Source organism: Nocardia brasiliensis (assembly GCF_042691675.1).
Lineage (GTDB): Bacteria > Actinomycetota > Actinomycetes > Mycobacteriales > Mycobacteriaceae > Nocardia > Nocardia brasiliensis_D.
Genome location: NZ_CP170507.1, coordinates 5,272,127 through 5,284,938, shown reverse-complemented (window position 1 = coordinate 5,284,938; position 12,812 = coordinate 5,272,127). Strand labels below are relative to the sequence as shown.

At 68.2% G+C, this 12,812-nt stretch carries 12 protein-coding genes; 9 read left to right on the top strand and 3 right to left on the bottom strand.

The annotated features are described in order from the left end of the window. Nucleotides 1–6 precede the first annotated feature (6 nt). The 8 genes from ACFK0J_RS24270 (at nucleotide 7) to ACFK0J_RS24235 (ending at nucleotide 9,584) form a co-directional block, all read left to right on the top strand. Nucleotides 7–2,436 carry a tetratricopeptide repeat protein gene (locus ACFK0J_RS24270; RefSeq protein WP_378730996.1) on the top strand — a complete coding sequence of 810 codons (2,430 nt, stop codon included), beginning with the start codon at nucleotides 7–9 and terminating at the stop codon, nucleotides 2,434–2,436. Further along, the gene (locus ACFK0J_RS24265) at nucleotides 2,433–3,479 is read left to right on the top strand and encodes a PP2C family protein-serine/threonine phosphatase (RefSeq protein ID WP_378730994.1); all 1,047 of its coding nucleotides are present in this window, start codon (nucleotides 2,433–2,435) and stop codon (nucleotides 3,477–3,479) included. The genes ACFK0J_RS24270 and ACFK0J_RS24265 overlap by 4 nt, the downstream gene beginning before the upstream one ends. After that, nucleotides 3,476–4,762 carry a VWA domain-containing protein gene (locus ACFK0J_RS24260; protein ID WP_378730992.1) on the top strand — a complete coding sequence of 429 codons (1,287 nt, stop codon included), beginning with the start codon at nucleotides 3,476–3,478 and terminating at the stop codon, nucleotides 4,760–4,762. The genes ACFK0J_RS24265 and ACFK0J_RS24260 overlap by 4 nt, the downstream gene beginning before the upstream one ends. Continuing rightward, a complete protein-coding gene (locus ACFK0J_RS24255; RefSeq protein ID WP_378730990.1) occupies nucleotides 4,762–5,439 on the top strand; it encodes an FHA domain-containing protein in 678 nt (225 codons plus the stop codon). The genes ACFK0J_RS24260 and ACFK0J_RS24255 overlap by 1 nt, the downstream gene beginning before the upstream one ends. Before the next feature lie 79 nt (nucleotides 5,440–5,518). After that, nucleotides 5,519–6,196, top strand: a complete 678-nt coding sequence (locus ACFK0J_RS24250) for an SDR family oxidoreductase (protein ID WP_378730988.1) — start codon at nucleotides 5,519–5,521, stop codon at nucleotides 6,194–6,196. An 18-nt stretch (nucleotides 6,197–6,214) separates the two neighbouring features. Then, nucleotides 6,215–8,119, top strand: a complete 1,905-nt coding sequence (locus ACFK0J_RS24245; protein WP_378730986.1) for a CocE/NonD family hydrolase — start codon at nucleotides 6,215–6,217, stop codon at nucleotides 8,117–8,119. Between the two features lie 116 nt (nucleotides 8,120–8,235). After that, the gene (locus ACFK0J_RS24240; RefSeq protein ID WP_378730984.1) at nucleotides 8,236–9,000 is read left to right on the top strand and encodes an SDR family NAD(P)-dependent oxidoreductase; all 765 of its coding nucleotides are present in this window, start codon (nucleotides 8,236–8,238) and stop codon (nucleotides 8,998–9,000) included. Nucleotides 9,001–9,056: 56 nt separating this feature from the next. Further along, nucleotides 9,057–9,584, top strand: coding sequence for an AAA family ATPase (locus ACFK0J_RS24235; protein ID WP_378730983.1), 528 nt, complete (start codon nucleotides 9,057–9,059; stop codon nucleotides 9,582–9,584). A gap of 13 nt (nucleotides 9,585–9,597) precedes the next feature. On the opposite strand, the gene ACFK0J_RS24230 is transcribed toward ACFK0J_RS24235, so the two are convergent. Next, nucleotides 9,598–11,100: an FAD-dependent oxidoreductase gene (locus ACFK0J_RS24230; RefSeq protein WP_378730981.1), complete on the bottom strand. Its 1,503-nt coding sequence runs from the start codon at nucleotides 11,098–11,100 to the stop codon at nucleotides 9,598–9,600. Between the two features lie 98 nt (nucleotides 11,101–11,198). Between ACFK0J_RS24230 and ACFK0J_RS24225 the strand changes: the two genes are divergently transcribed. Continuing rightward, nucleotides 11,199–12,275 carry a P1 family peptidase gene (locus tag ACFK0J_RS24225; RefSeq protein WP_378730979.1) on the top strand — a complete coding sequence of 359 codons (1,077 nt, stop codon included), beginning with the start codon at nucleotides 11,199–11,201 and terminating at the stop codon, nucleotides 12,273–12,275. On the opposite strand, the gene ACFK0J_RS24220 is transcribed toward ACFK0J_RS24225, so the two are convergent. After that, nucleotides 12,262–12,429: a hypothetical protein gene (locus ACFK0J_RS24220; RefSeq protein ID WP_218469815.1), complete on the bottom strand. Its 168-nt coding sequence runs from the start codon at nucleotides 12,427–12,429 to the stop codon at nucleotides 12,262–12,264. The two genes, ACFK0J_RS24225 and ACFK0J_RS24220, sit on opposite strands and share 14 nt — an antisense overlap. 61 nt (nucleotides 12,430–12,490) lie before the next feature. Further along, nucleotides 12,491–12,811 (bottom strand): hypothetical protein, encoded by a 321-nt coding sequence (locus ACFK0J_RS24215; RefSeq protein ID WP_218469814.1) that lies wholly within the window; start codon nucleotides 12,809–12,811, stop codon nucleotides 12,491–12,493. Between the last annotated feature and the right edge of the window lies 1 nt (nucleotide 12,812).

The window sequence follows — 12,812 nt, the reverse complement described above, 5'->3', positions numbered from 1 at the left end:
GGCGTCATGAGTACCTGCACCGAATCCGGCTGTACCGGCACCATCGAGGACGGTTACTGCGCGGTGTGTGGGACCGCCCCGGCGGAGGCTACGACGCTGCGGTCGGAAACGCAGCAGGCCGAGGTGCCCCCAGCGGAGGCGCCGACGGTCGAGTCGGTGCCCCAGCAGTGCACCGAACCCGGTTGTGGCGGAACGGTTATCGACGGTTACTGCGAGGTGTGCGGCACGGCGCCCGCACCCTCGACGGCTGCTGCGTCTTCGACGGCTGCTGCGCCTTCGCCGGAGACTGCCGCGATGGCGTCCGGCAGCGCCCGCGGCAGCCGGGGTAGCTCGCGCTCGGTGCGCACCGGCCGATCCTCGTCCCGGTCGAGCCGCCGCGGTCGATTGGGCGCGGGCATGGTCGAGGTGCCCCGCGTTCCGCGCATCGATCCGGTGACGGCCGTGCTGACCGATCCGCAGGTGCCGGAGAACAAACGGTTCTGCGGTAAATGCGAGAAGCCGGTGGGCCGGGGTCGCGACGGCAAGCCCGGCCGGGTCGAGGGATTCTGCGCCAACTGTGGCACCCGGTTCTCCTTCGCTCCCAAGCTGTTCAAGGGCGATCTGGTCGCGGGCCAGTACGAGGTGGCGGGTTGCCTGGCACACGGCGGGCTCGGCTGGATCTATCTGGCGACCGACCGCAATGTCAGCGACCGCTGGGTGGTGCTGAAGGGTCTGCTCAACGCGGGCGATACCGACGCGATGCTGGCCGCGGTGGCGGAGAAGCGCTTCCTCGCCGAGGTCGAGCATCCGAGCATCGTCAAGATCCATAATTTCGTCGAGCACGCGGGCGCGGACGGGGTCGCGGTCGGCTACATCGTGATGGAGTACGTCGGCGGCACCTCGCTCAAACAGATCCTGCGCCGCCACCGCGACACCGTCGGCGGATTCCTGCCGCCCGCCCAGGCGATCGCCTACGTGCTGGAGATGCTGCCCGCGCTCGGCTACCTGCACTCCCTCGGCCTCGCCTACTGTGATTTCAAGCCCGACAACGTGATGCAGACCGATGAGCAGCTGAAGCTGATCGACCTCGGCGCCGTGATCGCCATGGACGATCAGGACAGTCCCATCTACGGCACCATCGGCTATCAGGCGCCGGAGATCGCCGAAACCGGCCCCACCATTGCCACCGAGGTCTATACGGTCGGGCGCACCCTGGCCGTGCTGCTGATGAATGTGCCGCAGCAGGGCGGGTATTTCGGCGAGCTGCCCGGTCCGGCCGCCGAACCGTTGCTGGCCACCTACGATTCGCTGCACCGTTTCCTGTTGCGCGCCACCGACGACGACCCCGACGCACGGTTCGTCTCGACGGAGGAGATGGCAGACCAGCTGACCGGGGTGCTGCGCGAGGTCCTGTCCGTCGATGACGGCGTACCGCGCCCCGGTATGTCGACCTACTTCGGCCCACCCCGTGGCGTCTTCGGCGTCGGCACGCCGGTGGGTGCGGCGAATGTCATTGCCGCCCTGCCGGTTCCGCTGGTGGATCCGACCGACAGCGCGGCCGCCTTGCTTGCCACCACCAGCGGCACCGACCCGGCGGAATTGGCGCAGGCCTTCGAGGCGGGCCTGCGCTCGGTCGTCACCGGGCAGGGCGCGTCGACCGAGATTCCGTTGCGACTCATCCGGGCCGCGCTCGAGGTGGGTGACACCGCGGCCGCCGAACGACGGTTGGCCGAGGTCGCCGCGACGATGCAGGGGGATTGGCGGCTGGCGTGGTATCGCGGTGAAACCCGGCTGCTCGCCGGTGATTTCCCGGCGGCCGCGGCCGAATTCGACGCGGTGTACGCCGCGCTGCCCGGGGAAGCCGCGCCCAAACTTGCCCTGGCCGCCACCGCGGAGCTGGCCGGTGCCGCGGCCACCGATGCCGCAGGTTTCGATGCCGCGCAGGAAAAGCGCAGGGCGGCACGCTATTACGAGACGGTGTGGCGCACCGATCGCAGCTACCTCAGCGCGGTCTTCGGCCTGGCCAGGCTGCGCGCGGCGGCCGGTGACCGGGACGACGCGGTGCGCGTGCTCGATCAGGTCGACGCGGGTTCGGCCCTGTTCACCGAGGCGAGAATCGCCGCGGTGGAGACGATGCTGGACGGCCGCTCGCCCGCCGACCTGACCGAGCCGATCCTGCGCGACGCGGGCGAGCGGGTGGCGCGACTACGGCTGGACGCCAAACGCCGTGCCGCCCAGGTGCGTTTGCGGGTGCTGAGCGCCGCCCTGGACTGGCTGCGCGCGGGGCACGTTCCGGCAGCATCGGATCCGTTGCTCGGCGCGAACCTGGATCAAGAGGGGGTTCGGACCGGATTGGAGCGTTGCTATCGAGACCTGGCGCGGGAAACCGACGACATGTGGGAGCGATTCGCATTGGTAGAGCAGGCGAACACCGTCCGGCCGAGGACCACCTTATGAGTGCGCCGGTCGGCCTGCACTGTCCGGGTTGCGCCGAGGAGGTGCACCAGCAGGATCGTTTCTGCGAGAACTGCGGTCATGAGCTGGGCGGCAGGCGAATCGCGTTGCCGAACCACGATCCCGGTCCGCCGACCGCCTGCGAAGGCTGCGGCGGCCTTCGCTACGACGCCGACGGCTACTGCGCGGACTGCGGGCAACTGCGCGGGGTACCGGATCGGTTCGATGCCGACCTCGGTGCCGTCGCGGTGGTCACCGATCGCGGAATCGCGCACGCGCGCAACGAGGACGCCGTCGCGGCGGCCGTGCTGGACGGTACCGGCGGGCTGCCCCCGACCGCCGTGATCGCCATCGCAGACGGGGTGTCGACCTCGGAGAATCCCCAGGCGGCCTCGGGCGCGGCGGCCAGGGCGGGCGTCGATGCCTGCCGCGCCGCACTGCTGGACGGACGGCCCGCGGCCGAGGCGGCCATGGCCGGACTCGCGGCAGCGGCCGAGGCGGTCCGCGCCGTCGCGGTGTCCGATGGCCACGCGCCGTCGTGCACCTATGTATCCGCCGTGGTGCAGGCGGGCCCGGAGAGCACCGAGATCACCGTCGTCAATGTCGGTGACAGCAGAGGCTATTGGTTGCACGCCGACGCCCCCGACGACGCGAGCAACCCGCCCTCCCAGCGGCTCACGGTAGACGACTCCTGGGCCCAAGCCCTGATCGACGCGGGCGCGATGGACGAGCAGGCCGCCATGAACGACCCGCGGGCGCACACGCTGATCCGCTGGCTCGGCGCGGACAGCCCGGCGAAACCGTGGTCCGACAGCTGCCTTCGGACGCTGCGCACCACCGGGCCCGGTGTGCTGCTGCTGTGCAGTGACGGCCTCTGGAACTACTTGTCCGACGCGACCGCACTCGCCGAAGTCGCCACCGCGACCGCCCCCGCGGTCGCTGCCCGCGAACTCGTCGAGTTCGCCCTGCGCTGCGGCGGCGGCGACAACATCACCGTCGCGATCGTTCCCGTTCCATGGTCCGGAAAGCCAGGAGAAGTACAGTGAGTTCCGTTGCAGGCAATGGCATTTCGGTAGTCGTCGACCAAAACGAGTATCTGGCCGACGGGGTCGGCACGGTCGACGCCGTGCTGACCGTCGAGACGGCGGCCGACCTGGTGGTGGCCGCCGCGCCGCGGGAACGGCTGGAGATCCTCATCCTCGACTGCTCGGGCTCGATGGCGACCGGCCGCAAGTTCCCCGGCGCCCGCCAGGCGGCGCTCGGCGCGCTCGACGTGATGGCGGATGGCACCAACTTCGCGATCATCGAGGGCACCTCGATGGCGAAGCTGGCCTTTCCCTCGGATGTACCGTCCTTGCCCGCGAATCAGGACTCCCGTGCCGCCGCGCGCCGCGCGCTCGACAAGCTGAAGCCCGGCGGCGGCACCGCGATGGGCACCTGGCTCGGCCTGACCAGGCAGCTGGCCAAGAAGCATCCCGGGGCGATGGTGCACGCCATTCTGCTCACCGACGGCAAGAACGAGCACGAGCAACCCGAGGCGCTGGCCGCGGAGATCGAACAGTCCGAGGGCGTGTTCACCTGCGACTGCCGTGGCGTCGGAACCGATTGGCGGGTCGACGAATTGCGCGCCATCGCCTCGGCCCTGCACGGCACCGTCGACATCGTCGCCGACCCGGCCCGGCTGGCCGAGGACTTCGCCGCGATGATGCAGGGCTCGATGGCGAAGGCGATTCCGGAACTGACGCTGCGGATTTGGACCCCGGCAGGGGCCGAGGTCCGGTTCGTCAAACAGGTCGCACCGACCATCGAGGATCTCACCGCCCGGCGGGTGGACACCGCCGCGCAGGTGGGGGAGTACCCGCTCGGCGCGTGGGGTGCGGAGGAGCGCGAGTACCACGTCCAGGTCCAAGTGGAACCGGCCGCACCCGGCCGGGAGAAGTTGGCCGCGCGGGTCAGCGTGGTCAACGGCGACGAAGTGCTCGGGCAGGGGCTGGTGAAGGCGGTGTGGACCACCGACACCGAGCTGTCGGCCCGAATCAGCAGGCGGGTAGCGCATTACACCGGTCAGGTGGAATTGGCACAGGCGGTGCGGGAGGGGCTGGCCGCGCGTAAGAGTGGCGACACCGATACCGCGACGGCGAAGCTGCGGCGCGCGGTCGAGCTCGCGGCGGAGTCGGGCAACGAGAGCACGGCGAAACTGTTGCGTGGCGTCGTCGAGGTCGATGAGCGCCAGGGGACAGTGCGGCTGCGCGCCAGTGTCGAGGCCGCCGACGAGATGGCTCTGGACGCTCGCTCCACCAAGACGGCCAGGGTGCGGAAGGAGGGGTAGTGGGCGTCAGCTGTCCCGAAGGACATCAGTCGAACGCGACCGATTATTGCGATGTGTGCGGGGCGCCGATCGGTGCGGCCGCGGCGACCGTGGCTGGGCCGGTCGCGCTCTGCCCGTCGTGCGGTGCGCCCAGCACCGGGCGCTTCTGTGAAGTGTGCGGGCATGATTCGGCGCTGCCCGCACCGGCGGCTCGGCCCAGTCCGGTGGCGGTAACCGTCCCGGTGTCGCGCGAGGCCGCGCCCGTACCGCCCGCCGTCACCTGGGTGGCCACTATTACCGCGGATCGCGAATTCTACGACCGAGTGATCGCCCGCAAAGGCCCCGACGCCGATCAGGTCGGGTTCCCCACGTTCTATCCCGAGCGACGAATCACCTTGCGCGGCAACGATATTTTGATCGGTAAACGCAGCGTCTCGCAGGGTCTGACGCCCGATATCGATCTCGGCATCGCACCCGCCGATGTCGGTGTCTCCCGAGCGCACGCGATGATCCATATCGATGACAACGGGCTCACCGTCACGGATCTGGGCTCCACCAACGGCACCAGCATCAATGGCAGCGACGACCTCATTCCCGCCAAGGTGCCGATCCCACTGCGCAGCGGCGATCGCATCCATCTCGGCGGCTGGACCACCATCGTGTTCGCGACCGAACCGTCCGTGACCGAACCGGCCTGAGCGCCAACCGCTTTGCGTCTGGGACAGCCTTGCGAGTTCTATAGACATCAGTGTTCATTTGCGCCTATCGTCGTGAGTTATGACGACGTTCGGCGGCAAGAGCTGCCTGATCACCGGGGCGGCCGGCGGCCTCGGCCGCAGCACCGCCCTCGCGGCCGCGGCCAAAGGCGCCTCGCTGATCCTGACCGACATCGATGCGGAAGGACTACAGCAGACCGCGACGCTGGCCCGCACGGCGGGCGCGACGGTGCATCTCGCGGCGACCGCGGACGTCAGCGATTATGAGCAGGTGGTCGCCCTGGCGGCGAGGGCGCACGACGAGGTGGACAGCGTCGACATCGTCATGAACGTGGCCGGGATCGCGACCTGGGGCACCGTCGACCGGCTGACCCACGCGCAGTGGCGGCGCACCATCGACATCGATCTCATGGGCCCGATTCACGTCATCGAGGAGTTCCTGCCGCCGATGATCGCGGCGGGCCGCGGCGGTCATCTGGTGAATGTGTCCTCGGCCGCCGGGCTGTTCGGGCTGCCATGGCATGCCCCGTACAGTGCGGGCAAATTCGGCCTGCGCGGGGTTTCCGAGGTGTTGCGATTCGATCTGCGCCAGCACGGCATTCGGGTGAGTCTGGTCTGTCCCGGTGCGATGGCGACGCAACGATATTTCCCGCCGTCCTACCACCTCGCCATGCGCGGTCTGAACTGGGCTATGGGCCGTTTCATAGAACAACCGGCCACGAGAACCGCCGTGCGCTGACGTCGAGAGGACCCTGCCATGGCCCTGCCGCTGAGCCCCACCGCGGTGTCGGTGCCGCCTAACCACCGATTCGATATCGGGCCCACCCGGTATCCGAAGTTGTTCGGTGCCAACACGGTTCCGATTCCGATGTCGGACGGCGCCGTCCTCACCGCCGACATTCTTCGACCCGGCGACGGAGCCGGGCCCGCGCGCGAACCGCTGCCCGCCATCATCAACTTCACCCCGTACAACAAAATTTTCAGCCGCCGCGGCATGCGCTGGAATAACCCGCTGCGCGCGCTAGGGGAGCGGGTGGGCTCCTCGGATCGGCAGCGGTTCACCGCGCGCGATGTGCTGCACACGCCCGCGGGCGGGATCCTGGAACCGTTCGCGATCAACCGGACCGCGGTGCGCCGCGGCTACGTCGGGCTGATGATCGATGTGCGTGGCACCGGCAGCTCGACCGGTAGCTGGGACTTCTTCCAGCCGCGCGAGCAGCAGGACTACCTGGAAGCAATCGCGTGGGTGCGTGAACAGCCCTGGTGCAACGGCCGATTCGCGCTGACGGGGGTGTCCTACGGGGCGATCTCCGCGCTGATCACTGCAGGTTTGCGGCCGCCGGGGCTGCGCGCCGTCTTCGCCATCGAGGCGGGCGAGGACCCGATCCGCGAACTCGGCCTGACCGGCGGCGTGCCGACGCCGGGGATGCTGCTGTGGATCCTCGCCGTCAACGGTTTCAAATGGCTGCCGTCGTTGCCCGGCCTGCTCCGGGCCGGGATCACCGAACAGTTTCTGCGCGACCGGATCGCCGACCCGGCCAGCTGGGTACGGCACGCGATCGAGATCGGGCTCACCGAGCGGCATCCTGACGGCTTCCTCAACCCGATGTGGGCGGGCAAGCTGGCCCGCTTCGAGAAGATCACGGCGCCGACCTGGATCCACGGTGGCTGGCACGACGTCTACAACCGGTCCAACTTTCGGATGTTCGACCGAATCCCGGTGTCGGGCGGGGCGAAACAGGTGCTGGTCGACGACTCCTACCACCTCACCATCGGTTCGGGTTTCGGGGCACCGGACAGTCCGCAGGCGATCGATGAACTGCAATGCGCCTGGTTCGATCGGTGGGTCAAGGACATCGACAACGGTATCGACGGCTACGGTCCGATCACTGTTCGTCGGCAGGGTGACGGCCGGTGGCTGCGGCATCCGGTGTTCCCGGACCCGGCCGCCACGTTGCAACGTTTCTATCTGAACGCCGAAACCTCCGGTGCGGCAGCGCATGCCGGTACCGACGCCGGATTGTCGACCGAAGCAACCGAGGTCGCCTCTCGACTGCCGCTACCCGCAGGCCGAATCAGTATGGCGTCCAACAACACCGGCGTGCTCAGTATGGGCGTGGCCCTGCTGTTCGGGCGCCGCTTCGGCACCGATGACCGGCGCGCCGAGGCCGGGGCGATCACCTTCACCAGCGCGCCGTTCCCCGAGGACACGGTCGTCTCCGGCCCGATGAACCTGCGCTTGAGTGTGGAAGCCGAAGGTACGGACGCGTTTTGGTCGGTGACTGTCTGCGATGTCGAGCCCGGCGGGGCTTCGGTACCGATCACCCGCGGCGCACTACTTTCCAGCCTGCGCGCGATCGACACCGAGGGCAGTGAATACGTAGCCGGCGAACTGGTGTTCGCCTTGCATACGCTCACCGCCGAGTCCGTGCTGCCGGTGCTGCCCGGCGAGCCCTTCGTCATCGACATCGAGATCAACCCGACCGAAGCGCTGCTGCGAACCGGCCACCGATTGCGGGTCGCGGTGAGCCGCGGTAGTTTTCCGCGTCACTTCATTTCGCCATGGCGGCAACGTTCGATCACCGGCCAGACGGTCGTGCTGGATCCGGAGCGGCCGAGTTATCTGACCTTGCGGGCGCGTCGCACCGACCAAGGCAGATGATCTGTTTTCTCGCAACACCTTCGGGCTGTGGCATTTGGCACCAAATGCCGGGATTGTCCCCGGAGCGTAACTCGCTACGATTTACTACAGAACGTAGTAGATGTTGAGGGGAAGCAATGGACAAGCTGCAGAGCAAAGTAGCTCTGGTTACCGGATCCAGTCGCGGCATCGGCCGTGGCATCGCCTGTCGCCTGGCGCGCGACGGTGCACTGGTCGCGGTGCACTATTCGAGCAATGAGCGGGCGGGTAAGCAGACCGTGCGCCAGATCGAGGAGGCGGGCGGCCAGGCCTTCCTGTTGCGCGCCGAACTCGGTGCGCCAGAAGCGGTCTCGGAGCTCTTCGGGGGGCTGGAGACGGAACTGCGCGCCCGCATCGGCACTCCGAGACTGGACATTCTGGTCAACAACGCGGCCTATGCGGGGTTCACCGGCGCGATGCCCGAGGACGTCACACCGGAAATGTTCGATCGACACATCGCGGTGAACGCGAAGGCGCCCTTCTACCTCACCCTGCGCGCACTGGACCTGATGCCGTCCGGTGGTCGCATCATCAATATTTCCTCCGGCATGACACGAACCTCGCTGCCGTCGCAGATCTGCTACGCGATGAGTAAAGGCGCGCTGGAACAGATCACCTTGCAACTGGCGCTGCACATCGCTCCCCGCGGCATCACCATCAACACCGTCGCCCCAGGTGTCACCAACAACGGCGACCCTGTCTTCGACGACCCCGCCACCGTCGCGGAGATGTCCGCCTGGTCGGCTTTCAACCGAGTAGGCGAGGTCTCCGACATAGCCGACGTCGTAGCCTTCATCGCATCCGCCGACTCCCGCTGGATCACCGGCTCCTACATCGACGCCTCCGGCGGCACCCTCCTCTGACCAGCCGAGCTATCGCGCGCCGAAACCCGCTTGCGTCGGATGGGATCATGATCAGCATGGCTCCTTCGGTCTACCTCATCACCGGCATTCAGGCCGCAGGGAAATCGACTGTCGCGCAGGCGCTGGCGGAGCGGTTACCGCGGTCGGCGCACGTGCGGGGGGATACCTTCCGCCGGTTCGTCGTAGGTGGGCGCGAGGAGATGAGTCGGGAACCGTCACAGGAGGCGCTGGAGCAGCTGTGCCTGCGGCACCGGCTCGCCGCCAACACCGCGGACGCCTATGCGGCGGCCGGGTTTACAACCATCCTGCAGGACACCGTGCTCGGCGAACTATTGCAATACACCATCGATCAGATCGAAACGGAGCCGCTGTATGTGGTCGTGCTCGCCCCACGACCACAAGCCGTCGCCGCCCGCGAGGCGGGCCGGGGCAAAGTCGCCTACGGTTCGTTCACCGTCGAGGACCTGGACACGGCGTTGCGGGAGAGCACCCCTCGCCTCGGATTATGGCTCGACACTTCCGATCTCACCGTCGAGCAGACCGTCGACCAGATCCTGACCCGCGCGGAGCCGCTGTCCCGCTGACCCCACCCGGGGGCTACGGCGTCCGGGGCACGTTGAGCGGGGTCAGTGACTTGGTGGCGGGGCCTTCCAGGAGGGTGCCGTCGGGGGCGAAGCGGGAACCGTGCAGGGGGCAGTCCCAGGAGCGTTCGGCATCGTTCCAGCGGACGATGCCGTAGAGGTGCGGGCAGACGGCGGACAGTTCGGTGGTGGTGCCGTCGACCGTGCAGGTGGCGGTGGGGCGCAAGCCGTGCCGTTGGACGGTGCCGCAGCCCTCCGCCGGAACCTCGTCGGAACTGTGCGCGGCCACGCGCAGCCAACCTGTCGTGAGTTGTTGGGCGACTTCGGCATTCGCGAGGGTGGCGGACGGCAGCGCCTTGAGCTCGCCCGGACGCCAGCTGGCCAGCGCACCCGCCCACCGCGGCGACTTGCCGGTGATCCGACCGGCAAGCGCCAACGCGGCGGCGACCCCGTTGGTCATGCCCCACTTCGCGTATCCGGTGCCGAGCAGGATGTTGTCCTGCCCTGGCAAGAGGGGGCCGACGTACGGGAGTTGCCCGACCGGCTGGTAGTCCTGCGCCGACCAGTCCTGCAAGGGCTCCGCGGTCGGGAACCAGGTGCGGGTCCAGCTGATCAAGTCGTCGACCTTCTTGCGCGCTTCGCTGGTCCGCCCGACCGCGTGGCCGTTGCCGCCGACGAGCAACAGATCGCCGTCCTGGCTCGGTGCGTAGCGCAGCGACCGGGTCGGTTGACCGGCACTGATGTACATGTCGTGCGGAAACGCCTCGTTCATCCGGAAGGCGACCAGGTACGAGCGCTGGGCGGTGAGCCGGGCGAAAAAGCCACCGCGATCGAGAATCGGTGTCCCGGTGGCCAAGACGACGGTGCCCGCGCCGAGATCACCGTGCTCGGTCTGGACGGTGAGCTCACCGTCGGAGCCGCGGTGCACGCCGAGCACCCGGGTGGATTCGTAGATCGGCGCGGCGTGCGATTCCACCTCGGCGGCCAGCGCGGCGAGCACGGCCATGGGATCGACCTGTGCTTGATCGGCCAGCCGCACCGCGCCGTACGACGGGAACGGCACGTCGAGCTCGGTCACGAATTCGGTGGGCAACCCCGCCTCCTGGGTCGCCTTCTGTTCGGCGCGAACCTGACCGAGGTCGGCTTCGGACTGCGCGTAGGTGAGGGCGGCGACGCGCTGCACCGGCACGCCGCGCTCCGCGCAGAAGCGCAACAACCACTCCTGCCCGTCCCGATTCGCCTCGACGTAGTCGCGCAATGTCGAGACGCTGTGCCGTCGCCGGATCTGCTGGGCACGGGTCCCCTGGAGCAGACTGATCTTCGCGGTACTCGCTCCGGTCGTGCCCGCGCCGACGCGCCTGGCCTCGACCACCGCCACCTGGACGCCGCTCTCGGCGAGCAGCAGGGCGGTCACCAGGCCGGTGAGCCCACCGCCCACCACGACGGTGTCGAAGCGTGATCCGGGGGTGAGTCGCAGCCGTGCCGGGACTTCGGCGTCGTTCAACCATAGGGACGTCATAACTGGGGCATAACCGATGCGCGGGTGCGCAAACGCACCGGTTGTCGGGCCGAAACCGGGTATGTACGCGGTGCGGCTTCCTTCCCTAGGCTCGACTCATGAGTCTGCGCGCGCGGGAGCACGGGGTCGAGTTCCCCGGGGCCACGGGGGAGTTCAACGCGATCACCGACGTACCGGGGGTCGAGGTCGGATACACCACGCTGATCCGCGGCGAAGACGTGCGCACCGGCGTCACGGCGATCCTGCCGCGCGGCCGCGAACGCGTGTTCACGCCGTGCGCGGCGGGCTGGTACTCGCTCAACGGCAATGGCGAGATGACCGGAACCACCTGGCTCAGCGAAACCGGCTCGCTGTCACTGCCCGTGCTCATCACCAACACCCACGCGGTCGGCACCTGCCACCGGGGCATCATCGATTGGCTGGTCGGCGCGTTCCCCGAGCTGCCGGACGACTGGTCGCTGCCGGTCGTCGCCGAGACCTGGGACGGCTACCTCAACGACATCAACGGCACACACGTCACCGCCGCCGACGCGGTGGCCGCAATCGACGCCGCGGCGGGCGGGCCGATCGCCGAGGGCAGTGTCGGCGGCGGCACCGGAATGAACTGTTACGGCTTCAAGGGTGGCAGCGGCACCGCATCCCGGGTGGTCGGTTACGGCAGCGACCGCTACACGGTGGGTGCGTTCGTACAGGCGAATTTCGGCTCGCGCCGGGAGCTGACGATCCGCGGTGTCCCGCTGGGCACCCGGCTGAGCGAGGACGACCCGTTGGGCGAGTGGTCCGCCCCGTCCGGTTCGGGCTCGGTCATCGTCGTCATCGCGACCGACGCGCCGCTGCTGCCTGGGCAGCTGACCGCGCTGGCCCGGCGGGTGCCGCTCGGCCTTGCCCGCACCGGCACCACCGGCTCGCACTTCTCCGGCGACATCTTCCTCGCCTTCTCCACCGCCAACGAAGGGGCGCTCACCAGCACCTATCCCACCGGTGAAACTCCTTATGAGCAGCTGACATTCATTCCATGGGGTCAGCTCAACCCGTTCTACGACGCGGTCGTCCAGGTGGTGGAGGAGGCGGTGGTCAACGTGCTCTTCGCCGGCGAGACGATGGTCGGTCGTAGCGGCCATCGCTCGCCGGCGATGCCGGTGCGGGAGGTGCTGAAGTTGCTCACCGCGAACTGACGGTGTCCTGCATCAACTCCGCTTCGGTGGCCTCGTGGACCGCGAGCCAGCGCGCGAACTCCTCGAACGACTCCCTACGGTCGGCGCCCGCCGTCGAGAGCATGTCGTCTAGTAGTTCGCGCATCCGATTGTGTTGCAGAACAAGGAGTTCCACGACGTTTCTGTGGTGACTCGATGTCATGTGCTACCTCGTTCGTGCCGGAATGGTGGATCGGTTACTTCGGGACCAGGATGCCGGTCAGATCGGCCTTCTTGATCGGGGTGTCCGGGTTCGCCTGGGCCGCGCACATCAGCTTGATCGAGGCGATGGCGGCGTCGACGGTCCGGTCTTGGGTGGGCGGGGCATCGCCGCCGCGTTCCTGCTCCAGGAACTTGGTGACGGTGATCCGCTGCTTGTCGGGATCCTGCGCGCTGAATTCGCTGCATGGCGTGTCACCGCCCTTGTTGACGAGCTTTTCCGGCTCGTCACCGCAGCCACCGACGAGCAGTAACGCGGCGGCCGACGCGAACACCAGCAGTTTGCTTGTCTTTGTCATG

Bases quoted from the DNA above. Each gene is read 5' to 3' on its own strand.
- ACFK0J_RS24270 (WP_378730996.1), top strand. From the start codon at position 7: ATGAGTACCTGCACCGAATCCGGCTGTACCGGCACCATCGAGGACGGT.
- ACFK0J_RS24265 (WP_378730994.1), top strand. From the start codon at position 2,433: ATGAGTGCGCCGGTCGGCCTGCACTGTCCGGGTTGCGCCGAGGAGGTG.
- ACFK0J_RS24250 (WP_378730988.1), top strand. From the start codon at position 5,519: ATGACGACGTTCGGCGGCAAGAGCTGCCTGATCACCGGGGCGGCCGGC.
- ACFK0J_RS24245 (WP_378730986.1), top strand. From the start codon at position 6,215: ATGGCCCTGCCGCTGAGCCCCACCGCGGTGTCGGTGCCGCCTAACCAC.
- ACFK0J_RS24240 (WP_378730984.1), top strand. From the start codon at position 8,236: ATGGACAAGCTGCAGAGCAAAGTAGCTCTGGTTACCGGATCCAGTCGC.
- ACFK0J_RS24235 (WP_378730983.1), top strand. From the start codon at position 9,057: ATGGCTCCTTCGGTCTACCTCATCACCGGCATTCAGGCCGCAGGGAAA.
- ACFK0J_RS24230 (WP_378730981.1), bottom strand. From the start codon at position 11,100: ATGACGTCCCTATGGTTGAACGACGCCGAAGTCCCGGCACGGCTGCGA.
- ACFK0J_RS24225 (WP_378730979.1), top strand. From the start codon at position 11,199: ATGAGTCTGCGCGCGCGGGAGCACGGGGTCGAGTTCCCCGGGGCCACG.
- ACFK0J_RS24215 (WP_218469814.1), bottom strand. From the start codon at position 12,811: ATGACAAAGACAAGCAAACTGCTGGTGTTCGCGTCGGCCGCCGCGTTA.